Raw genomic sequence first — 20,389 nt, 5'->3', positions numbered from 1 at the left:
TCGTAACACTGGTGGGCGACCGTCCCCCTAAGCTACAGATGCCTGCTGGCGTTCCACGTAATCGCAGTAGTTCGCGGACTCGTAGCCGGCCTCGCGCAGCAACTCGAGAATGCGCAGCATATCGCTTGCCACGTCGTCTTTGGCGGCCTTCGCCGCGCTGATGGAAAGGCGGATGTCTTTGCCCTTCGCGGCCCCGCGGCGCACGCTGTTGAAGACGTTGCGACGCCACCACTTCACCGCCCCAAAGCCATCACCAAACGCGAGCACACGCACCGGGTGGCGCTTTTCATTGCCAAGATCCCGGATGGTGTAGGCATCCGCCGCGACTGCGAACCCCACCTCGCCGGCGGCCTGCAGAGCGTCTTCGGACGCTAGCCAGCGGGTCGGGGCGAATGCCTTCGGGCTCAACCCGAGGGCATCGAGCTGGCGGGTAGCAGCGGAGAGGCGCAGGGTTGCCTCGTGGCGGCCGAGCCGGTGAAACTCCCCCTTGCCGTGTGCCCCACCCAGCGGCCCGAGACCACCGAGCAGCAACTCATGGCCGCGGGCAGCGGAATCGTGGACCAGTTCAAGCGTCGCGTGATCATCCTTCAGACGCCAATTCGGCCCCTGCACCGTCAGCACCAAACCAGCGTGCAGTTCCAGCGCCCGCGCTGCGTCGCGCATCTTCTCCGCCGCGGTGACCGTGCCCTGGCGCAGACCGGTGATGGTCAGCAGAACACGCGGGGCACGCTGGACGCTGGGGTTGGACGGTGCGGGGCTCATAGATACTTAGCCTGCACAACACAGGTGAACGGGAGGTAAAGCCCGTCCTACATCTGGGCGTCGAGTTGTTAAAAGCTCGTCCCCTCGTCGGGCTTTTCCGTCACCAGCAGCTCGGCGGCGCCCATCTTTTCCAGCTCCCAGGCTGTCTCGAAGGCCGCCTGACGCCACTTTGCATAGCGGCCAGATACGCCGCCATGGCCGGCCTCCATGTCGATGCGCAGCAGCGTGTTCTCGGCCCCCACCTCGCGCAGCTTGGCCACCCACTTCGCGGGTTCCACGTACAGCACGCGGGTGTCGTTCAGGCTGGTCACCGCCAGAATCGGCGGGTAAGCCAGGTCGGCCGAGACGTTCTCATAAGGGGCGTAGCCCGCCATGTAGTCGTAGACCTGCGGGTCGTGGAAGGGGTCGCCCCACTCGTCCCACTCCGTCACAGTCAGCGGCAGTTCCGGCATGAGCATGCTAGTCAGCGGATCTACAAAAGGAACCACGGCTTCGATGCCCGCGAAGCGATCGCCCGCCAGGTTGGCCACCGCACCCATGAGCATGCCGCCGGCGGAGCCGCCCTCGGCCACCATCTGCTCGCGGGTGGTCATGCCCTCGCGCAGCAGGTGGTCGGCGACGGCCACGAAGTCCGTGAACGTGTTGCGCTTCTCCAGCCCCTTGCCGTGGTCGTACCACAGTCGACCCATCTCGCCGCCACCGCGGACGTGCGCGATGGCGTACACCACGCCGCGGTCCAACATGGACAGGCGGAACAGGGAGAACCCTGGGTCGATGCAGTTCTCGTAGGAACCGTAACCGTATAGCAGCACCGGGTTTGCCTGAGTGATGTCCACGTCCGTGCGGTGGATGAGGGATACCGGGATACGCGCGCCGTCCTCGGCCGTAACCCACAGCCGCTGCGAGGTGTACTGCGCGGGGTCGAACTCCCGGCCGTCCGGGTCGGCCAGAACTTGCTGTTCCTTGCGCAGGATCTTCTCCCCCGTCGCCAGGTCGATGTCGTAGATCCGCGGCGGAGTCGTGAAGGCGGTGTAGGCCACGCGCAGCACCGGGCTCTCCCACTCACTGTTGCCCACGGCGCCAACCCCGCAGAGTTCCCCGGGGAATTCGATCCGCTCGAACTCGCCGAAGGCCGGGGCGGAAGAGTCGCCGGTCGAGGTGTCGGCGTCACCAAGCTTCATGATGTAGCTGGTCTCCAGCGCATTCTCCCGAGCTTCGAGGACAATGTGGTCGCTGAAGACATCCACGCCCTCCAGGCGTGCATCCTCGCGGTGTGGCACAAGAGCTTGCACGTCGTCCCACGAGGCGATCTGGCCGGTTGGGTGGTAGCCGAGCTCGCCGTTCGCACCGGTCTTGTTGTGCAGCACCAGCCACAGGTCCTGTCCGCCCACAACCGCGTGGTCCACCGCATACTCCACATCGGCCTCGCGCGGGATCACGCAGGTCAGCTCCGCATTCGGATCCTCCAGGTCGAGGTACCACACCTCGCTGGTCACCTTCGACCCCGTGTGGATCAACAGGTAACGCTCGGAGCGGGTCGTCGCCACCCCCGCCCAAAAACGTTCGTCGTCTTCGCGGTACACCAACTCGTCTTTATCGACGCCCTCACCGATTGTGTGGCGCCAGACCTCGTGCGGTCGCCACGCTTCATCCACGCGCTGGTAGTACACGGTATCCCTGCCGACCCAGGTGGCGCCGTAGAAAACATCCTCGATCTCGTCCTCCAGATCCTCCCCCGTGGTGAGGTCGCGGATGCGCAGGGTGAAACGCTCGGAGCCGGTCTCGTCCACCGAGTAAGCCAGCCGTGTGCCGTCCTGGGTCACGCTGGCTGCGCCCAGGCTAAAGAACTCCTTGCCCTCGGCTAGGGCGTTGCAGTCCAAGAAAGTCTCCTCGCCCGGCGCGGGGATGCCGGGCTCGATCGTCGGCGGGGTCCAGTCGTCCTCGTCGGCGATGGGAACGCGGCACATGGTGCCATAGCTCTTGCCTTCCTCGGTGCGGGAGAAGTACCACCAGCCCTCGGAACGGACGGGCAGAGACATATCCGTCTCCTGCACTCGCGCCTTGACCTCCTCGAATAGGCGATCCTGCAGCGGCTTGAGGTGTGCGGTCTGCTGGGTAGTCCAGGCGTTTTCCGCCTCTAGGTATTCGCGGACTTCCGTATTTTCCTTGTCGCGCAGCCACTCGTAGTTATCCACGAATTCGCGGCCGTGGAAGCTGCGGGTGTGTGGCACCTGCTTGGCGACCGGCGGAGCCGCGATCGGATTGGTAGCTGTCTGGGGCGCGTCGTTATTAGGCATACGCGACATGCTACTCAGTGACGAAGCCTTCCTCCTGCAACCAGTCATAGGCCACGTCCACAGGTTCCCTCCCGTCCACGTCTACTTCTGCGTTCAGGTCGATTAGCGTCTCATTGGTCAATTTCTTCGATACCGGCTCTAGGAGATCCTTTATCTGCGGGTATGCCTCGAGAAGTTCCTGCCGAACCACGCCCGAAAGGTTGTACTTGGGGAAAAACTGCCGATCGTCCTCCATCACCTGCAGGTCCAGCGCCTTGATACGCCCGTCGGTGGTGAATACCTCACCGAAGTTGCATAGACCATCGGCTGTCGCCTGATAGATCGCACCAGTATCCAGCGTGGACACCTTGCCTTTCGATGCAGCCGGAATGTTGTAGTGCTTAAGCATCGGCTGGAAGCCATCGTTACGGTTGGCAAACTCAGATTCCACACAGAAAGTGCGCTCTTTTTCCGGCAACTTAGCAAGGTCGCTGAGCTTGGAAATCCCGAGTTTCTCTGCCTTCGCCCGCGGAATTGCGAAGCCATAAGTGTTGTTCATCGGTGCCGGTGGCAACCACTCCAAGCCATTGTTCCGATCAGCCTCTAAGACGGCTTCGTACTGTTCTTGTTCGTTGGTGATTGGATCGTCGTGACCCAGGTAGGAGATCCACGCCGTTCCGGTGTACTCCCACTGGAAGTCAATGTCCCCCTTCAGCATGGCCTCACGGGCACTGTTTGAGCCCGGAATGTTAGTGAGGTCCTCGACGTCCGCACCAGCGGATTTAAAAAGAATGACGGCCATCTTCCCCAAAATGATCTGTTCGGTGAAGTTTTTTGACCCAACGGCCATCTTCGCGTCCTTTAAGTCGACGCCTTCAATGGGGCCAGACAACGTAGCAGAAGGGCTATATCCCCCGGCTGTCCCCAGGCCACAGGCCGTAGCCCCGAAGGCCAACAGCGCTGCACATAATGCACTGACAATAGCTTTGAGTGATTTCAGCGTTTGCATTTCTATTCCAGCCCCTTCGGCTTGAGATAAACCTCTGCTAGGCGTCCCAACCACTCCACTACCAGTGCCAACAAGGCAATGAGAAGTGCGCCGGACACGAGAATGCGGAAGCGATACAGGGTAATACCCGTCTGAATCAGCGCGCCCAACCCGCCAGCATCAATGAACGTGGCGAAGGACGCTGTACCTGCAAGCAACACCAGTGCAGTTCGCACGCCCGTCATGATGATCGGCAACGCCAAAGGCAGCTCAACCTGTCGCAAGACTTGCCAATTGGTCATTCCCATTCCGCGGGCGGATTCGATCAGAGTGGGGTCGACCCCGCGGAGTCCAGCGATAGTGTTAGACAACACGGGCAGGAAGGCATAAAGAGAAAGCGAGAGGACTGCGACGGGGATACCGAAAGCGATCCACATAGCCAACAGCACAATCACACCGATGACTGGGGCGGACTGCCCCGCGTTGGCAATTCCAGTGACGATCGGTGCCAAGAATTGCAGCTTCGGACGGGTGAAAAGAATCCCCGCGGGGATGGCCAGCACCAGAACAATCACCGCGCAGATGGCAACGAGCAGGAGATGCTGGCGAGTTAGCTCCAGCACAGTTCCCCATGCCAGCTGCCGCTCTTCCACGTCACCCAAGTCAGCGGTATTTCGCCAAATTGCCCAACCGATCAATCCGGCAGCGACGATGATAGGCAGGCCGATGAGCAGAATCTTGTCCTCTGCGGAGATAACGCGCTTTACTGTGCTTTTCTGTGGGGTACTCATGCGCCCTCCCCCACCCCACGCGTTTCCTCGCGGGTCGCTCGGACATAGTCCGTCACATCGTCATAGCGAATCACGCCCACGTACCGGCCACGCTCCGTAACCATCGCCCCGCCGTGGCTGGACATCAGCATGGTATCCAAAGCGTTGTTCAAGGTGGAGCGGCGATCGATTACTGTCTCCAATTCGTGGGTAGCTGCCGGAACCTTGTCGTGGTGCTTCAGCGTCCGCAAAAACAGCCACTCCTGTGGTCGGTTCTGATCATCCAGAATCACCACATGGTCCTCTCCCTGCGCTTCGACTTTCTCGACTACTTCACTGACGGCCTCACCTACGCGGCATGTGGGGGCGTCACTAAGCCCCACATCGTCAACACGCAACAGCGATAGCTGCTTCAACTTCGAACCAGAACCAACGAAGTCCGCGACGTAATCATCAGCGGGGTCGGACAGGATTGCTTCCGGAGTGTCGAACTGGGCAATTTCAGCTTGTTCTCGGAAGATGACAATTCGATCGCCCAGTTTGATGGCCTCATCGATGTCGTGGGTAACGCAGACGATGGTCTTACGCAGCTCGTCTTGAATGCTCAAAAGTTCGTCCTGCAAGCGCTGGCGGGTGATGGGATCCACTGCACCAAACGGCTCATCCATAAGAAGCACCGGCGGGTCAGCGGCCAGACCTCTCGCAACGCCCACACGCTGCTGCTGGCCGCCCGAAAGCTCACGCGGATAGCGGTCGCGGTATAGGTTCGGGTTAAGTCCGACCATCTCCAATAGCTCGTCGCAGCGAGCAGCTATGCGTTTCTTGTCCCATTTGAGCAGCTTGGGGACGATCGCGACGTTCTGGGCCACGGTAAGGTGAGGCAGCAGGCTACCTCCCTGAATGACATAACCGATAGAGCGGCGAAGCTCCGAGACGTTACTGTCCACTACATTTTTGCCGTCGATGAGGATCTGCCCACTGGTGGGCTCGATGAGGCGGTTGATCATCTTCAGAGAAGTAGTCTTGCCGCAGCCAGAGGGGCCGACAAACATGACGGACTCGCCTGCATTGATTTTCAAATTAAGCTTCTTTACCGCAGGAGCTTTCTGCCCGGGGTATTGCTTGACAATGTCCTTGAATTCGAGCGTCACACCGGTCGCAGTGTTGATGCGTGGACTATTAGTGTTCTGGACAGGATTTGAATCGGACATTAGCGAATTCCCTTCGAAGTCGTGACCCGGCCGAGCAGTACTAGTGCCGCATCGACAATCAGTGCAACGATGACCACACCCACGGTGCCGACAATCGCGTAGTACATGGCATTTTGACCACCCGCTTGGGCAAGGCCGCGGAAAATGTAGCTTCCGAAGCCGGGGCCCAGAACATAGGCGGCGATGGCGGCCACACCCATGGACATCTGAGTAGATACTCGAATGCCCGTCATAATTACGGGCCAAGCCAGGGGAAACTCGACTTTGAAGAAAGTCCCCAGAGCGCCCATTCCCTGCCCACGGGCAGATTCAACCAACACCAGGTCTACTGCTTGAAGGCCCACGACTGCGTTACGCAAAATCGGCAGCACTGCGTAAAACACAACGGCAATTACCGCGGGCATGGTGCCAATGCCCATCAGAGGGATCAAAAGACCCAGCAGAGCAAAAGAGGGAAGCGTTAGGCCAATCGCCGAAAATGCGTTGGCGAATGGTGCGAGTTTGGAATAGCGGGTGACCAGAACAGCAACGGCTAAAGCGATGATGGTTGCGATAGCTACAGACTGAATCACCAAACTGGCATGTTGATAAGCCTTGAACAGAATATCCGTCCAGCGACTGGAGATGAATTCAACCATAGAAGTCTCTCGATGAGGGCGCCACTGTCCAGCCCTCTACGCCACGGGCTTGCGACTTTGCACGGCGACGCAGCAGAAACGAAAAATGCCCCTTTGCCGCCGGAGGGCTAAGGCGCCTGTGTTCGTCACACTAGTCCAGAACAGCCCCGTATGCAGGGCAAACGGGTTTAAAAAAGGCTCAAATGACCACTAGACAGAAGAAAGCCCCCACGTTCGTGGGGGCTAGATCTAAAGGCGAGGCCGAACTCGAACGACTCTATAGGTGATTAGACGCACTGGCCGATCCAGTCGGAGAAGCGCTTGCCGGAGAGTTTCTCGTAGGCCTCGATGTAGCGGGAGCGGGTGGCCTCCACCACGGAGCCCGGCAGCGGCGGCGGGGGCGTGCCCTCGGACTTGTCCCAGCCGGACTTCGGACCGGTTAGCCAGTTGCGCACATACTGCTTATCGAAGCTGGGCTGCACCTTGCCCTCCTCGTAGCCCTCGGCGGGCCAGTAGCGGGAAGAGTCCGGGGTCAGCACCTCGTCGGCCAGCACCAGGGTGCCGTCGGCATCCAGGCCGAACTCGAACTTGGTGTCGGCCAGAATCAGGCCGCGCTCCTCGGCGATGGCGGCGGCCTTCTTGTAGATCGAGAGGGTGGCCTCGCGCAGCTCGTTGGCGCGCTCCTCCCCCAGCGCCTCGACGACCACGTCGAAGCTCACGTTCTCGTCGTGGTCGCCCAGTTCCGCCTTAGTGGCCGGGGTGAAGATCGGCTCCGGCAGGCGGGAAGCCTCCACGAGCCCCTCGGGCAGCTCCACGCCGCACACGCTGCCGGTTTCCTGGTACTCCTTCAGGCCAGAGCCGGTCAGGTAGCCGCGGGCCACGCACTCGAAGGGGATCATATCCAGCTTCTTGCACAGCATGGCGCGGCCGAGGACGTACTCGGGGATCCGCTCGTCATCCATCGCACCGGCTAGGTGGTTTGGGAAATCAATCTCGTCAAAGAAAAAAGCGCTCACGGCAGTGAGCACCCGACCCTTGTCTGGGATCTCGGTATCAAGGACGTAGTCGTAGGCACTGATCCGGTCGCTGACAACCATCAGCAGGTTGTCTTCGTCGACCTCATAGATCTCCCGCACTTTACCTGCGGAATGGTGCTCGTACTCGCACAATTCTGGACGCATGAGTAGACAGTGTAGCCCTGTACCAGGCATTTGACTATTTGTGGCCGGAACTGTGCGAATCTTCGGCGTTTGCGCAGCTAAAGGATCTCGCCCGGCGTGTAAGCAGCGGCCTCTGGGTGACGATTCTTAACTTCCTCGATGCGCGCCAGAACGCGGGATACTTGAGATTCGGCCGCGCCGATGAATGCGTGGCGATCCGCCAGTGCCTCCTCCAGCTGCGGCTCGTCCAGCGGGAAGCGGTCGTCGCCCGCGAGGCGCTGCACCAGATCCTGGTCGCCGCCGTTCTCGCGCATGTTCAGCGCCACCGCCACGGCGTGCTCCTTGATCAACTCGTGGGCCGTCTCGCGGCCGACCCCGGCGCGCACGGCCGCCATCAGGATGCGCGTGGTGGCCAGGAACGGCAGGTAGCGCTCCAGCTCTCGGTCGATCATCGCCGGGAAAACCCCGAACTCGTCCAAGACGGTCAGGAAGGTCTCACACATGCCGTCGAAGGTAAAGAAGGCGTCCGGAAGAGCAACGCGACGAACCACAGAGCAGAACACGTCGCCCTCGTTCCACTGCGCGCCGGCCAAGTCGGCGGCCATGGTTAGATAGCCGCGCAGCAGAACCTGCATGCCGCCCACGCGCTCGCAGGAGCGGGCGTTCATCTTGTGCGGCATGGCGGAGGAACCGACCTGGCCTTCCTTGAAGCCCTCCGTGACGGTCTCGTTACCCGCCATCAGACGAATCGTCATCGACAGCGAGGACAGGGCGGCGCCGATCTGAGCCAGGGCGCTCAGCGCGTCCATGTCCAGGCTGCGCGGGTAAACCTGGCCAACGGAATCGAATACGCGGGAGAAGCCTAGGTTCTCGGCGATGGTGCTTTCCAGCGCCGCCAGCTTGGACTCGTCGCCGCCCACCAGGTCCAGCATGTCCTGGCTGGTTCCCATCGGCCCCTTGATACCACGCAGCGGGTAGCGGCCCAGCAGGTCCTCGATGCGCTCGAGCCCCACCAGCAGCTCATCGGCGGCGGAGGCAAAGCGCTTGCCCAAGGTCGTTGCCTGGGCGGCCACGTTGTGGGAGCGCCCAGCCATCACCAGCGACTGGTTCTCCGCCGCGCGGCGGCCGATGCGGGCCAGGACGGCAACTGCCTTGTCGCGGGCCAGCTGCAGGGAGCTGAAGATCTGCAGCTGTTCCACATTCTCCGTCAAGTCGCGGGAGGTCATGCCCTTGTGGATGTGTTCCTGGCCGGCCAGCGCGTTGAATTCCTCGATGCGGGCCTTCACGTCGTGGCGGGTGACTTTTTCGCGTTCGGCGATGGATGCAAGGTCTACGTTCTCGATGACCTTCTCGTAGGCCTCGATAGCCTCGGCCGGGACATCGACCCCGAGGTCAGCTTGAGCCTTCATGACGGAGATCCAGAGCTTGCGCTCCATGATGATCTTGTCCTCCGGGGACCAAATGGCGGTCATCTCCGGGGAGGCGTAGCGGTTGGCAAGGACGTTGGAAATATTTTTCTTAGCAGGCACGTCCCCGAGTTTATGCGTACCGCTGGCTTTTAGGAATCCGCAAACTTATCCAGGTCCTTGATCCGCCCCGCGGCAATCACCAGGTCGCCGGAGCGAATCACATACCCCGCCGGCGGAGTAGAAAAGTGCCCGTCCGCCGAACGCACCGCGACGATAGCGATCCCCTGCGGTGTCTCCTCCACCTTGCGACCGTGCATGTGCAGTGGCGGCGCCAGCTTGGCCATCGCAAAGTCGCGGTCGAACTCGATGTATTCCTGCACGTGGCCTGCGATCAGGTGCGCCACGCGCCGCCCGGTATCCCTTTCGGGGCGCACGACGTGGTGCACACCTATCTGCGTCAGGATCTTCGCGTGTTGCTGGTTGTCTGCCTTCGCCCAGACGTTGGGCACCCCGAGGTCCATCACGGCGGAAGCCGTAAGTAGTGACGCCCCCATGTCTGAACCGATGCCGATTACAACACGGTGGGCATCCTGCACCCCGAGCTGGCGCAGCGCATCCTGATCGGTGGTCTCGGCGATGACCGCGTGTGTCAGCAGCGGGGCGGCTTTCGTCACCACAGCTTCGTCCACGTCGATACCCAGCACCTCCACGCCGGACTGCACGAGTTCTTCGCCGAGGGCCATGCCGAAGCGGCCCAGGCCGATGATGACGACGGGAGGGTTAGCGGGGCGGGAAAAGAACTTAGCCAATGAACGGCCTTTCTACTGGGTAGGAATAGAGGCGTTGGTTAGTGCGGGCGGCCAGAGCCGCGACCACGGTGATGGGCCCAATGCGTCCGAGGTACATCAGCACGACCAGCCATATGCGGGCGAAGTCCGGCAGCTCCGGGGTGATGCCGGTGGTCAGACCCACGGTGGCGAAAGCGGAGATGGTCTCGAAGGTGATCTGGTGGGAGTCGTACTGTGGCAGCAAAAGTTGCAGCGCCATGATGGATACTCCGACCACTAGGAAGGCCATCATGAATACCGCCATGGCTTGGCGCACGATGCGGCTCGGAATGCGCCGGCCGGTGACCAGGAGCTGCTCGTCGCCGCGCACCTCCGCGATCAACACAGCCACCAGCACTGCGGCGGTCGTCACCTTCACACCGCCCGCAGTGCCGCCCGAGCCGCCGCCGATGAACATCAGGAAATCCGTCAGCATCAGCGAGGATGGACGCAGCTCCGTCAGATCCACCGAGTTGAAGCCGGCCGTGCGGGAGGAAACGGAGTGGAAGAACGCCGCCTGCAGCGCCGATAGCGGCGTGAGGTCGCGCAGGGCGTTGGTCCACTCCATCAGCGCGAAGCCGACCGTACCCACCAGCAGCAGGATCGCGGTGCCGGTGAGCGTGAAGATCAAGGTCAGTGATGGCGGGTGCTTCACCTTCGAACGCCACCGCGCCCGCAGTTCCAGCAACACGGGGAAACCCAGGCCGCCGATGACGATGCCAGCGGCGATGGGCAGTATGATGCCCGCGTCGTTGACATAGGGCATGAGGTTGTCGGAGCGCAGGCCGAAGCCAGCGTTGTTGAACGCGGAGATCGCGTGGAACGTACCCTCCCACACCGCCGGCAGGAAGCCGTAGCCATAGCCAGAGGCAAAGCGGAAGGTCAGCACAATGGCTATCACCAGCTCAGTGGCCAGGGAGAAGCCGATGGTGCCGAAGATGATGGTGCGGATTTCGCCCAGGTTCCTTCCGCGTTGTTCCGCGGCGGCACGCAGGCGCCCTTTGACGCCCATCTGTCCAGCCAAAACGAAGCTCACCACCGTGGCGAGTGTCATGATGCCGAGGCCTCCGACCTGGATCAGCAGCATGATGACGACCTGCCCGAAATGGGACCAGTAGGTCGCGGTGTCCACGACGGTGAGACCGGTCAGGCAGGTGGCCGACGTGGCGGTGAAAAGAGCGGTGGTGAACTCCGGGCTCTCCGGCCCGCTGCGGGATATGGGCAGCAGCAACAGCGCTGTGCCCGCGAGGATAAGCAGCAGGAAACTGACGGAGACCAGCTGCGCGGGACTGAAGCCTTGCCAGTCCCGTCGGCGATTTTCGCCTGGGTGTGCAATCACAAAAGGTTACCTTAAACCCATTGCACCCAGTGCGAAACCCTTATGCAATCTTTACACCCAAATACTGCCAAAACAGCGTTCGGGCACTAGATGGAAATGCGGCCCTCAACTGCGGGAAGAGCGATATCGGAGCGGTAGTGCGAACCTTCCAGCTGGATGCCCTGCAGGGTCTCATAGGCCTGCTTGCGTGCCTCCGCCAGGGTGGCGCCGGTGCCGATGACGTTCAGCACGCGGCCGCCGGAGCTCACCAGCTGACCATTCTGCTCTGCCACGCCCGCAGCCAAGATGCCCCGGGATTCGTTGCCCGGCTCCGCCCCGACAATCGGCTTGCCGGTAACCGGGCTGGCCGGATAGTTCTCGGCGGCCAGCACGACGGTCAGTGCGTAGCCGTCCTCCCACTCCAACGGCGGCAACTGGTCCAGGTTGCCGGTCGCCACAGCATTCAGCACTCCACCCAGCGGGGTCTTCAGCAAACGCAGCACGGGCTGAGTCTCCGGGTCGCCGAAGCGGCAGTTGAACTCCACCACAGCAGGACCTTCGCTACCCCACGCCAGACCTGCGTACAGCAGGCCGTTGAAGGGCACACCCTCGGCGACCATCTGCTTGGCCACCGGCTCCACGACCTCGGTCACGATGCGCTGCACGCCGTCTTCCGGCAGCCACGGCAGCGGGGTGTAGGCGCCCATGCCGCCGGTGTTCGGGCCTTCGTCGTTATCCCCCACTCGCTTGAAATCCTGTGCAGGCAGCAGCGGCACCACGGTCTCGCCATCCACCAGGCAGAACAGGGAAACCTCGGGGCCGTCCAGGAAGCTTTCCAGAAGCACCGGGTTGCCGCCTGCGTGCACGGCATGAATGTGCTCCAGAGCTTCTGCGCGGTCGGCCGTGACCACGACACCCTTGCCGCCGGCCAGCCCATCGTCCTTGACAACGTAGGTTGGGCCGAACTTGTCGAGGGTGGCGTCAATAAAAGAATCGCTCGACCCGACAGGAACAGCGACGGCATCGGCGGTACGGACCTGCGCCTTGGCCATGATGTCCTTCGCAAAGGCCTTCGAGCCCTCGATCTGTGCGGCGGCGGCCGACGGGCCGAATACGGCAAAGCCTGCCGCGCGCAGCTCGTCGGCAACACCGGCGACCAGTGGGATCTCGGGGCCGATAATCACCAGGTTCGCCTCGATCTTGCGGGCCAGGGCCACCGGATCGCCGTCCGGGTGCAGGGTGGCCACGGCCGTCATGCCGGCGTTACCCGGGCTGACGTGGACCTGTTCGACGGAGGGATCCAGGGACAGAGAATAAGCCAGTGCGTGCTCGCGGGCACCGCTGCCGATAACAAGAATGCGCATAGTTCCCCAGTCTAGCGAAGCTAACCCCCGCCACCAGATACGTTTAACGCGCTAACATCGGCAGCATGGCTACGGTATTCACGAAAATCCTGAACGGCGAGATCCCCGGGCGCATCGTCTACCGCGACGAAACCGCGGCGGCGTTTTTGACCATCGAACCCGCGGCATACGGCCACACGCTGGTCGTGCCGATCGAGGAGGTCGATCGCTGGACCGATATGGATGCGGCGACGTGGGCTCACTGCAACGAGGTCGCGCAACTGGTGGGCAAGGCCATCGTCGAGGCTTTTGACGCCCCCCGCGCCGGCTACCTGATCGCTGGATTCGAGGTGCCACACGCCCACATCCACATTTTCCCGGCTTCCGACATGTCCGGTTACAGCCTGCAGAACGTGATGCGGATGGACGAGACGGATCCAGAGAAGATGGATGAGTCGGCGGCCAAGATCCGCCAAGCGCTGCAGGCTCAGGGTGTAGACGAGGCGAAGATCCCTTCCGCTTAAAGGCTTGAAAGTTTAGAGCCCAGCCCCCCCCTTCTTTCGTTTCATTGTCATTGCGGTGGATAACCAGTGGAAAACGACAACAACGACAACGCGGTTGACCCCGAGGTCTCCCCAGAGCTCGACCCAGAACTCGACCTAGAGGAACTAGCCGAGGTCGATCCCCCGGCGAGTGCAGCCGTGGCAGAGAGCTTCGAGGACCCCGATAGCTTCGATAGCTACGACGGCTACGGCAACTATCGCAGTGGCTCCTCGGACGATGATTACGATCCCGCCAACGCGGGCGACGTCATCGGCGCCGAGCCCGATGTCCGCAGCTGGCTTAGCCGCCTTGGCAGCGGCATGGCCAGCAGTATTTCCAACACCGGGCGCTTCCTCTGGGACATCCCGGGGCGCATGACCCGCCCGCAGCTACCGCAGCTGCAGGGCGCCATTCCCGACCCACCACTGGGCGCCCGCCAAGTCTCCCCCGGTTACGCTGATGATCTCTGGCAGGCTCGCCCCACCATCGACCGGCCATACCCAGTGATCCTAATCCACGGGACGATCAGCTCGAAGAACGTATGGCAGAACCTGGTTCTGCGCTTGCGGGACGACGATTTTGTGGTGTTCAGCCCGGACTATGGCGTGCACGGCACGCAGGACATTCCGACCTCCGCCCAGGACATCGGCGCTTACATCGAACAAGTGCTGGCTGCCACGGGCGCGGAGGCGGTGGATATCGTGGGGCATTCCCAGGGTGGGCTGCTGGCTCGCTATTGGATCAACGAGCTCGGCGGCGAGGATTACGTCCACCACCTCATCACGCTCGGGGCGCCGCACCAGGGCACCACGCTCATGGGCATGTTGGGCGGTATGTTCACCACGGACATGAGCCAGCGCGTGGCAGCCGCCACCATTCGCCGGGTCTTCGGCGCAGCGGGCATGCAGCAGGTCATCGGTTCGCCGCTGATGGAAACCCTGGCAGCCTCCCCTGAAACCCGCAACCACATTCGCTACACCTGCTACGCCACCCGCAACGATGCCACCGTGGTGCCCCACGAAAACGCCTTCTTGGGTGACCGGCAGCCCACGATCCCCAGCGAACACTCCACGTTCCAGCTCGAGGATGGCCATTCGAATGACACAGGCGAGGCCATCATCACGAACTACTTCCTCCAGGATCTGGGCGTATCCAAGTGCAAGCACGAGGAGCTGCCGACGAACCCGGACGTACAGGACATCGTCCACTTGGCGCTCCTCGATGGCTTGGAGGAAGGCGATACGGAGGTCTAAGCACCCCGCATACCCCGCGGGATGCTATTCCGCCTCGGGGGCCTCGGGCAGCTGGATCCGGAAGCGCGTGCCCTTGCCTTCTTCACTGTCTACGGTGACCGTGCCGCCGTGGACCTCCACCAGCCCCTTGACGATCGACAGCCCCAGCCCCGATCCGCCCGAAGCGCGGGAGCGCGAAACGTCCGGGCGGTAGAACCTTTCAAACAGGTGTGGCACGTCTTCAGCCGGGATGCCCTGGCCGTTGTCCTCCACGTCCACGATCACATTGCCGTCGCGCTTATCCAGGCGTAGCTTCACCTCTGCGTCTTCGCCCGCGTGCCGCAACGCATTGGTCACCAGGTTGCCCAGCACCTGGTGCAGGCGGTTCACGTCGCCGATGACGATCGGCACATCCCCGGTTTCGTTGACGACCTGCACCGTGCGGTTCGGGAAGCCCGCGCGCGCCGACTCCGCGGTTTCCAGCACCAGTTCCAGCATGTCCACGCGGTTCTTCGCCAGCGGTCGGCCTTCGTCCATGCGGACCAGCGCGAGGAGGTCTTCGACCAGCAGACTCATGCGGCCCGCCTCTTCGGAAATACGGTCGATGACCATGGGGGCGTCATCAGTAGCACCCGATTGGTACAGCTCCGCGTAGCCGCGTACCGAGGTCAACGGCGTACGCAGCTCGTGCGAAGCATCCCCGATGAAGCGGCGCATCGATGCCTCGGAGCGGCGTGCCTGCCTTTCCGAAGCGCCAATGGCCACGAACGCCGCTTGGATCTGCGCGAGCATCTTGTTGAGCGCCTGCGAGAGCCGCCCGACCTCTGTGTTGGGCCGCCAGTTCGGCACGCGCTGCCCGAGGTCGCCGTTCGAAATTTTTGACGCCGTCAGTTCCACCTCGTTCAGTGGACGCAAAGCGCGGCGCACCAGATACATCGATGCCAAGATGACGAACGCGACGACCGTCAGGCCGATCACTGCCTGCAACAGCACGAGGCGGGAAACAATGTGCTCTTCTTCGGCCAGAGGTAGGGCGACGATGGTGATGGTGCCGTCGTCATTGCGGAAACTGGTGGCGCGCCAGCTGATTTGCGTGCCGGAGTCCTCGCGCGAGCCGACGGTCACGGGCATGGTGGGCTGCCCCAGACCGCGGATCTCGGGGCGAGCCTTCAACGGGGAGTTGAAGTACTCATAGGAGACTTGGTCGTCGACCACCAGAATATAGAAATCGCTGGGTGGGCGGGTAACACCGGTGACGGGGTTCGGCGGCTGCTGGAGGTTCAGCACACCGAAGCCTTCCGACCCCAAAGCGGTGCTGTCGCTCCCGCTCGGCGCGCTCTGATCTTCGGAATTGCCGTCGGCGAGGCCGGACCGGTGAGCCCAACCGTTGGTCGCCTGATCCAGCTGCTCGTCAACCCTTTGAATGAGGAAACGCTGCAGGGTGGTCGTCACGGAAACACCGGAGACCGTTAGCCCCATAGCGACCAGCACCGCGATCACCACGACCAGGGAGATGCGCAGCGGATAGTGAGACAGAAAATGCCCAGGATGGCCGGAACGGACGGGGACGGCGGAGCCTACAGCAGGCGCAGCAGACACAGCAGGCCCGGCAGACCCGGCAGCCCCGGGCGCGCCGGTGTTTTCAGCGTTGGACATAGGAATCAGGTTTTAGGTGCGGGGCTTGCGCAATACGTAACCCACACCGCGAACAGTCTGGATGAGGTGGGGCTCTTCCTTGTCGATCTTGCGGCGCAGGTAGGAGACGTAGGATTCCACGACGTTGCCGTCGCCGCCGAAGTCGTAGTTCCACACGTGATCCAGGATCTTCGCCTTGCTCAGCACAACCTCCGCGTTGACCAGTAGGTAGCGCAGCAGCTTGAATTCTGTGGGCGATAGGTCGACGATCTCGCCGGCCTTTGTGACCTCGTGCATGTCGTCATCCAGCGTGATGTCCTCGTAGGTGATCAGGCTGGATTCCTGCTCTTCCTCGGAGGACACCCGGCGCAGGATCACACGCAGACGGGTGATGACCTCTTCCAGGCTGAACGGCTTGGTCACATAATCATCGGCGCCGATGGTAAGACCGTGGATTCGGTCCTCCACGCCGTCCTTGGCGGTAAGGAACAGTGCCGGGGCATCGTGGCCTGCGGCGCGAAGCTTGTTGAGCAGGGTGAAGCCGTCCATGCCAGGCATCATGACGTCCAGGATGAAGGCGTCCGGTTGGTAGGTTTCCGCCAGCGCCAGTGCGTCTTGGCCGTTGTCGGCCGTTTCCACATCAAACCCCTGAAACTTCAGGCTTACCTTGAGGAGGTCAGAAATATTGGCCTCGTCGTCGACGACGAGGACCTTCACCGGCTGGGCGTTTGGCATTGTCATGAACCTTATTGTGCTGCAGAGAATTAGCGTCTAACTGCATGATAGCTGGATGCTTGCTGTGAACCTTCTAGTAGCTTCCCCATCTCGTCCTTCCCCTACGAAATCCCCTCGAGAAGCGCTTCCTGCCTACAAACGCCAACTCAACTGTCTTCGAAAGCAGCAAGGGTGCTGGAGAGAAACTTAGAATTAACCCGTGATTCAGTGCACAAATTCCCGATAAGACCCGATAAGCTAGCCCCATGACGAAATCCAACTCTCGCTCTCTCCGCCGCGGCCTCGCTGCTGCAGGTCTCGCAACCATGATGGCTGCCTCCCTGGGCACCGGCGCCGCATCCGCAGCTCCTCTGGGCTCCTCCCAGCAGGACATCAACAACATCGTGGTGGGCGCCCGCGACAACGTCCACAACAGCACCCGTGGTCTTCCAGAGCCCGTCCGTGGCCAGATCAACCGTGCAGCCGACGATGCAGCTAACTTTTTCGCTCCCGGCGCCCTGGCCGCCCGCGAGCGCGCGAACAAGCCCGCACCGCGTCCAGCTCCGAAGCACCGTCCCGCACCAGCGCCGCGCAACAATCCTTGCCCGGCCCAGGCTCGCGGCTGTGTTGACCTGCGCAACCAGACCGCTTGGCTGCAGCGCGGTGGCAAGACCAGCTACGGCCCGGTGAAGATCTCCAGCGGCAAGCGTGGCTACGAGACCCCGAAGGGCTGGCACGTGATCACCCGCAAGGTGAAGAACGAGGTTTCTCGCACCTACGGCAACGCCCCGATGCCCTACTCCGTGTACTTCACCAATAACGGCCACGCCTTCCACCAGGGCTCCCCGAACGTGATGTCCCACGGCTGCATCCACCTGGCTGCCCCACACGCCCAGAACTTCTTCAATGCACTGAACGTCGGCGACCGGATCTACATCTACTAGGACGACGACACAAGGGTTCAACACCCCGTTCACCCCGACCCCCAGGGCAAGCACCTCACTCGAGCTGCTTGCCCTGGGGGTTGCTTTCGCTACGCTTATTCTTATGACTTCTTACAAAGATGCCCCTGAACAGTTCACCTTCCGTCGCGCGGTCGAAGCCGACCGTCCATTCATCTACAAGATGAACGCTGAGACTGATACCTGGGGCGATCCGAACAGGGAATACTCGGACACCTTCGACGAGGACACGGTCTTCTACGTGGATGGCTGGACTGAGGGACAAGGTGGCGTCATCGTCGAAGAAAACGGCGAGGCCATCGGCGCCGCATGGCTGCTCGACTCCTCGGCGGACAACCACGGCTACGGCTACGTGTCCGAGGAATACCCCGAAGTAGCGATCGCGATGGCGCCCGGCAACACGGGCAAAGGACTGGGCACGAAGCTGATGCAGGCGGTGCTGGATCAGGCGAAGGCCGACGGCAAGCCGGGCGTAAGCCTATGCGTGGTGTTCGGTAACGACCGCGCGAAGCACGTCTACGAGAAAATCGGCTACGTCGACAAAGGTGTGGACGAGGCTGAGCACGCGCACGTCATGCTTTACACTTTCGACTAGAAAAAGTGCCGAATCAGACCCCGAGACAGAGCTGCAACGGCACCACGATTATTCGCTCAGCGGAACAGCAAGGCTGGCTATGTATTCCTCCGGGGTTTCGTAGATATCGTCCCAGCCCTCTTTGAGGATGCTGTGCGGCTGCCAGTTCATTCGAACTGAAATAGGCCCCCGGACAGGACCCGTAGCATCCTCATCCCACTCGGGGTTCAAGCCGTAGCTTTCCAGCGTTTCGACGATGATTTGCACCGCTTCGGCTACCTGACCTGCTTCTGACCGGACATAGAAGTCGATGACCACTTCCCGCAGATCAAGATCGTCTGCGATCTCGAAGGGGATTACCGCCACGCCAACTTCTTCATCTTCGCTGTCTACCGATCCCCAGTCATCGAACACCCAGATGTCTACGCCTTCGGCACGCATATCCAAAATCGAGCAATACAGTCGGTCAAAATCGGTGACCATGCCAGCCCAGGCATCCATTTCATCGGTCAAACTCTGGATAATTTCGTCCAGAAAATCCCCGACCAGGTCGAGACGACTCTGTTTCTCGTCCTCGGGGGTAGCGTCTTTGCCGACCGGTAACTCTTCTAGGCGCTGTTCCCAAGGTCAAGTCCGGTGTAGTGGTGTAGCCGTTTGTGCTTTCGGCTCGATATGAAGTTCGGGGCTTGGTTAGGCGGTTAGCTGGTGGTGGTCGTCACGATGTTCTCCTGGGTGGTGCATGAGGTGCTTGGTGTGTTCGAGTGCGGTCAGTGACATGTAGCGTTTTTGTTGGATCCAGTCGTCGTGTTGCTCGGCTAGGACCGCACCGACAAGCCGGATGATGGATTCACGGTTTGGGAAAATGCCGACGACGTCGGTGCGCCGGCGGATCTCACGGTTTAACCGTTCTGTGGGGTTGTTTGACCACACCTTCGTCCAGACTGGTTTCGGCGCTGCGGTAAACGCCAGTACTTCATCGAGTGATTCCTCCAAATACGCCGCGACGTGAGGGAATTTCGGCTCCAGTAGGTCGACAACTTCGCGGGCTTGAGCCCAAGTGGATGTGGCGTCAGGTTGCTGGAAGATTGTCTGGAACATCGCAGAGACCATCGGCCATTGTGTTTTCGGGACCTTTTCGTAGAGGTTCTTCGCGAAATGGGTGCGGCACCGCTGCCACGACGCATTGGGCAGCACTTCGGAAATGGCGTGCTGGATGCCTTCGTGGGCATCACTTGTGATAAGGAATACCCCAGTAAGTCCGCGGGCTTTTAAGTCCTGGAAGAAGCCTTTCCACGACGCGTTGGATTCCGCGGTGGCGACGTGCATGCCGAGCATTTCGCGATACCCGTCGGCGTTGACTCCGGTGGCAAGCAGCACTGAGCATTTGACCACCCGGCCGCCTTCACGGACTTTGATCGTGAGCGCATCGCACGATAAAAAGGCGTACCCGCCGGGGTCTAGTGGGCGGTTTTTGAAGTCTGCGACCATGTCGTCGAGTTCTTCTGACATGCGTGAGACTTGCGATTTCGACATGCTGGAAATCCCAAGCGTAGCCACCAGATCATTCATCCTGCGGGTGGAAACCCCTTTAAGGTAGCACGTGGCGATCACAGTCGATAAGGCTCGTTCTGCTCGTGAGCGGCGCTCTAACAGCCAGTCTGGGAAGAACGCGCCGTGGCGCAGTTTCGGCACCGCCACGTCGATCGTGCCGACACGGGTGTCAAGGTCGCGGTGGCGATACCCGTTGCGGTGGTTGACCCGCTCGGTGGATACAACTCCGTATTCGGCGCCGCAGACGGTGTCAGCCTGGGCGGAGAGGATCTGGTTGATAAACCCTTGCAGCATCTGGCGCATCAAATCCGGAGACGCTTGGGCCAGCAAATCATCCAGATAGGTTGTCGGGTCGATAGAATACGGTGCAGCGGTCATCGTCATAGGCCTTTCGGTGAGATGTGGTAGTTGAGTCGAAAGGCTAACTGGCGGTGGCCGCCCACTACTTTCCGGGACCCACCATCAGCAAGCGTTACACCACACTAAGGGACGCAACC

19 protein-coding genes are annotated in these 20,389 nt (G+C 61.4%); 4 read left to right on the top strand and 15 right to left on the bottom strand.

Annotated features, from left to right (window positions below; all coding sequences use genetic code 11):
- Nucleotides 1-27: 27 nt before the first annotated feature.
- The 11 genes from JQ46_RS05220 to purD all read right to left on the bottom strand — a co-directional run bounded on the left by JQ46_RS05220 (nt 28) and on the right by purD (nt 12,702).
- Nucleotides 28-762 carry a DUF2334 domain-containing protein gene (locus tag JQ46_RS05220; protein WP_034986131.1) on the bottom strand — a complete coding sequence of 245 codons (735 nt, stop codon included), beginning with the start codon at nt 760-762 and terminating at the stop codon, nt 28-30.
- A gap of 68 nt (nt 763-830) precedes the next feature.
- Nucleotides 831-3,068 carry a S9 family peptidase gene (locus JQ46_RS05215; RefSeq protein WP_034986127.1) on the bottom strand — a complete coding sequence of 746 codons (2,238 nt, stop codon included), beginning with the start codon at nt 3,066-3,068 and terminating at the stop codon, nt 831-833.
- Between the two features lies 1 nt (nt 3,069).
- Nucleotides 3,070-4,047, bottom strand: coding sequence for a glycine betaine ABC transporter substrate-binding protein (locus tag JQ46_RS05210; protein WP_034986113.1), 978 nt, complete (start codon nt 4,045-4,047; stop codon nt 3,070-3,072).
- 2 nt (nt 4,048-4,049) lie between these two features.
- A complete protein-coding gene (locus JQ46_RS05205; protein WP_034986110.1) occupies nt 4,050-4,817 on the bottom strand; it encodes an ABC transporter permease in 768 nt (255 codons plus the stop codon).
- Nucleotides 4,814-6,007 carry an ABC transporter ATP-binding protein gene (locus tag JQ46_RS05200; RefSeq protein ID WP_034986108.1) on the bottom strand — a complete coding sequence of 398 codons (1,194 nt, stop codon included), beginning with the start codon at nt 6,005-6,007 and terminating at the stop codon, nt 4,814-4,816. Before JQ46_RS05200 ends, JQ46_RS05205 begins: the two co-directional genes overlap by 4 nt.
- Nucleotides 6,007-6,645: an ABC transporter permease gene (locus tag JQ46_RS05195; RefSeq protein WP_034986106.1), complete on the bottom strand. Its 639-nt coding sequence runs from the start codon at nt 6,643-6,645 to the stop codon at nt 6,007-6,009. Before JQ46_RS05195 ends, JQ46_RS05200 begins: the two co-directional genes overlap by 1 nt.
- A 266-nt stretch (nt 6,646-6,911) precedes the next feature.
- Entirely contained in the window at nt 6,912-7,805 is an 894-nt protein-coding gene (locus JQ46_RS05190) for a phosphoribosylaminoimidazolesuccinocarboxamide synthase (protein ID WP_034986103.1), read from the bottom strand.
- A 77-nt stretch (nt 7,806-7,882) separates the two neighbouring features.
- Nucleotides 7,883-9,313, bottom strand: a complete 1,431-nt coding sequence (gene purB, locus JQ46_RS05185) for an adenylosuccinate lyase (protein WP_034986101.1) — start codon at nt 9,311-9,313, stop codon at nt 7,883-7,885.
- Between the two features lie 29 nt (nt 9,314-9,342).
- Entirely contained in the window at nt 9,343-10,002 is a 660-nt protein-coding gene (locus tag JQ46_RS05180) for a potassium channel family protein (protein WP_011273059.1), read from the bottom strand.
- Nucleotides 9,995-11,359: a TrkH family potassium uptake protein gene (locus tag JQ46_RS05175; RefSeq protein ID WP_011273058.1), complete on the bottom strand. Its 1,365-nt coding sequence runs from the start codon at nt 11,357-11,359 to the stop codon at nt 9,995-9,997. Before JQ46_RS05175 ends, JQ46_RS05180 begins: the two co-directional genes overlap by 8 nt.
- 86 nt (nt 11,360-11,445) lie before the next feature.
- Complete coding sequence (gene purD, locus JQ46_RS05170; RefSeq protein ID WP_034986096.1) at nt 11,446-12,702, bottom strand: phosphoribosylamine--glycine ligase; 1,257 nt, start codon at nt 12,700-12,702, stop codon at nt 11,446-11,448.
- A 65-nt stretch (nt 12,703-12,767) separates the two neighbouring features.
- Between purD and JQ46_RS05165 the strand changes: the two genes are divergently transcribed.
- Nucleotides 12,768-13,205, top strand: a complete 438-nt coding sequence (locus tag JQ46_RS05165; RefSeq protein WP_034986095.1) for an HIT family protein — start codon at nt 12,768-12,770, stop codon at nt 13,203-13,205.
- A 66-nt stretch (nt 13,206-13,271) separates the two neighbouring features.
- Nucleotides 13,272-14,477, top strand: a complete 1,206-nt coding sequence (locus tag JQ46_RS05160; protein WP_034986094.1) for an esterase/lipase family protein — start codon at nt 13,272-13,274, stop codon at nt 14,475-14,477.
- A 24-nt stretch (nt 14,478-14,501) separates the two neighbouring features.
- On the opposite strand, the gene JQ46_RS05155 is transcribed toward JQ46_RS05160, so the two are convergent.
- Nucleotides 14,502-16,112 (bottom strand): sensor histidine kinase, encoded by a 1,611-nt coding sequence (locus JQ46_RS05155; RefSeq protein WP_034986092.1) that lies wholly within the window; start codon nt 16,110-16,112, stop codon nt 14,502-14,504.
- A gap of 12 nt (nt 16,113-16,124) precedes the next feature.
- Nucleotides 16,125-16,832 (bottom strand): response regulator transcription factor, encoded by a 708-nt coding sequence (locus JQ46_RS05150; RefSeq protein WP_034986091.1) that lies wholly within the window; start codon nt 16,830-16,832, stop codon nt 16,125-16,127.
- Nucleotides 16,833-17,071: 239 nt separating this feature from the next.
- Here JQ46_RS05150 and JQ46_RS05145 point away from each other — a divergent pair, with 239 nt between their 5' ends.
- Together JQ46_RS05145 and JQ46_RS05140 are read left to right on the top strand one after the other, a co-directional pair.
- A complete protein-coding gene (locus tag JQ46_RS05145; protein WP_011273051.1) occupies nt 17,072-17,749 on the top strand; it encodes a L,D-transpeptidase in 678 nt (225 codons plus the stop codon).
- A 103-nt stretch (nt 17,750-17,852) separates the two neighbouring features.
- Nucleotides 17,853-18,362 (top strand): GNAT family N-acetyltransferase, encoded by a 510-nt coding sequence (locus tag JQ46_RS05140; RefSeq protein WP_034986089.1) that lies wholly within the window; start codon nt 17,853-17,855, stop codon nt 18,360-18,362.
- A gap of 48 nt (nt 18,363-18,410) precedes the next feature.
- On the opposite strand, the gene JQ46_RS05135 is transcribed toward JQ46_RS05140, so the two are convergent.
- Together JQ46_RS05135 and JQ46_RS05130 are read right to left on the bottom strand one after the other, a co-directional pair.
- Nucleotides 18,411-18,854, bottom strand: a complete 444-nt coding sequence (locus tag JQ46_RS05135; protein ID WP_034966414.1) for a hypothetical protein — start codon at nt 18,852-18,854, stop codon at nt 18,411-18,413.
- A 177-nt stretch (nt 18,855-19,031) separates the two neighbouring features.
- Nucleotides 19,032-20,270 (bottom strand): IS256-like element IS3506 family transposase, encoded by a 1,239-nt coding sequence (locus JQ46_RS05130; protein ID WP_192817224.1) that lies wholly within the window; start codon nt 20,268-20,270, stop codon nt 19,032-19,034.
- Nucleotides 20,271-20,389: the final 119 nt, after the last annotated feature.

The sequence above is a fragment of the Corynebacterium jeikeium genome (assembly GCF_000738175.1).
Lineage (GTDB): Bacteria > Actinomycetota > Actinomycetes > Mycobacteriales > Mycobacteriaceae > Corynebacterium > Corynebacterium jeikeium_C.
This window is presented reverse-complemented; position numbering and strand designations above follow the sequence as displayed.

Excerpts from the sequence above, each read along its gene's own strand:
- JQ46_RS05220 (WP_034986131.1), bottom strand. The coding sequence starts at position 762 with ATGAGCCCCGCACCGTCCAACCCCAGCGTCCAGCGTGCCCCGCGTGTT.
- JQ46_RS05215 (WP_034986127.1), bottom strand. The coding sequence starts at position 3,068 with ATGTCGCGTATGCCTAATAACGACGCGCCCCAGACAGCTACCAATCCG.
- JQ46_RS05210 (WP_034986113.1), bottom strand. The coding sequence starts at position 4,047 with ATGCAAACGCTGAAATCACTCAAAGCTATTGTCAGTGCATTATGTGCA.
- JQ46_RS05205 (WP_034986110.1), bottom strand. The coding sequence starts at position 4,817 with ATGAGTACCCCACAGAAAAGCACAGTAAAGCGCGTTATCTCCGCAGAG.
- JQ46_RS05200 (WP_034986108.1), bottom strand. The coding sequence starts at position 6,007 with ATGTCCGATTCAAATCCTGTCCAGAACACTAATAGTCCACGCATCAAC.
- JQ46_RS05195 (WP_034986106.1), bottom strand. The coding sequence starts at position 6,645 with ATGGTTGAATTCATCTCCAGTCGCTGGACGGATATTCTGTTCAAGGCT.
- JQ46_RS05190 (WP_034986103.1), bottom strand. The coding sequence starts at position 7,805 with ATGCGTCCAGAATTGTGCGAGTACGAGCACCATTCCGCAGGTAAAGTG.
- purD (WP_034986096.1), bottom strand. The coding sequence starts at position 12,702 with ATGCGCATTCTTGTTATCGGCAGCGGTGCCCGCGAGCACGCACTGGCT.
- JQ46_RS05165 (WP_034986095.1), top strand. The coding sequence starts at position 12,768 with ATGGCTACGGTATTCACGAAAATCCTGAACGGCGAGATCCCCGGGCGC.
- JQ46_RS05155 (WP_034986092.1), bottom strand. The coding sequence starts at position 16,112 with ATGTCCAACGCTGAAAACACCGGCGCGCCCGGGGCTGCCGGGTCTGCC.
- JQ46_RS05150 (WP_034986091.1), bottom strand. The coding sequence starts at position 16,832 with ATGACAATGCCAAACGCCCAGCCGGTGAAGGTCCTCGTCGTCGACGAC.
- JQ46_RS05145 (WP_011273051.1), top strand. The coding sequence starts at position 17,072 with ATGACGAAATCCAACTCTCGCTCTCTCCGCCGCGGCCTCGCTGCTGCA.
- JQ46_RS05140 (WP_034986089.1), top strand. The coding sequence starts at position 17,853 with ATGACTTCTTACAAAGATGCCCCTGAACAGTTCACCTTCCGTCGCGCG.
- JQ46_RS05130 (WP_192817224.1), bottom strand. The coding sequence starts at position 20,270 with ATGACCGCTGCACCGTATTCTATCGACCCGACAACCTATCTGGATGAT.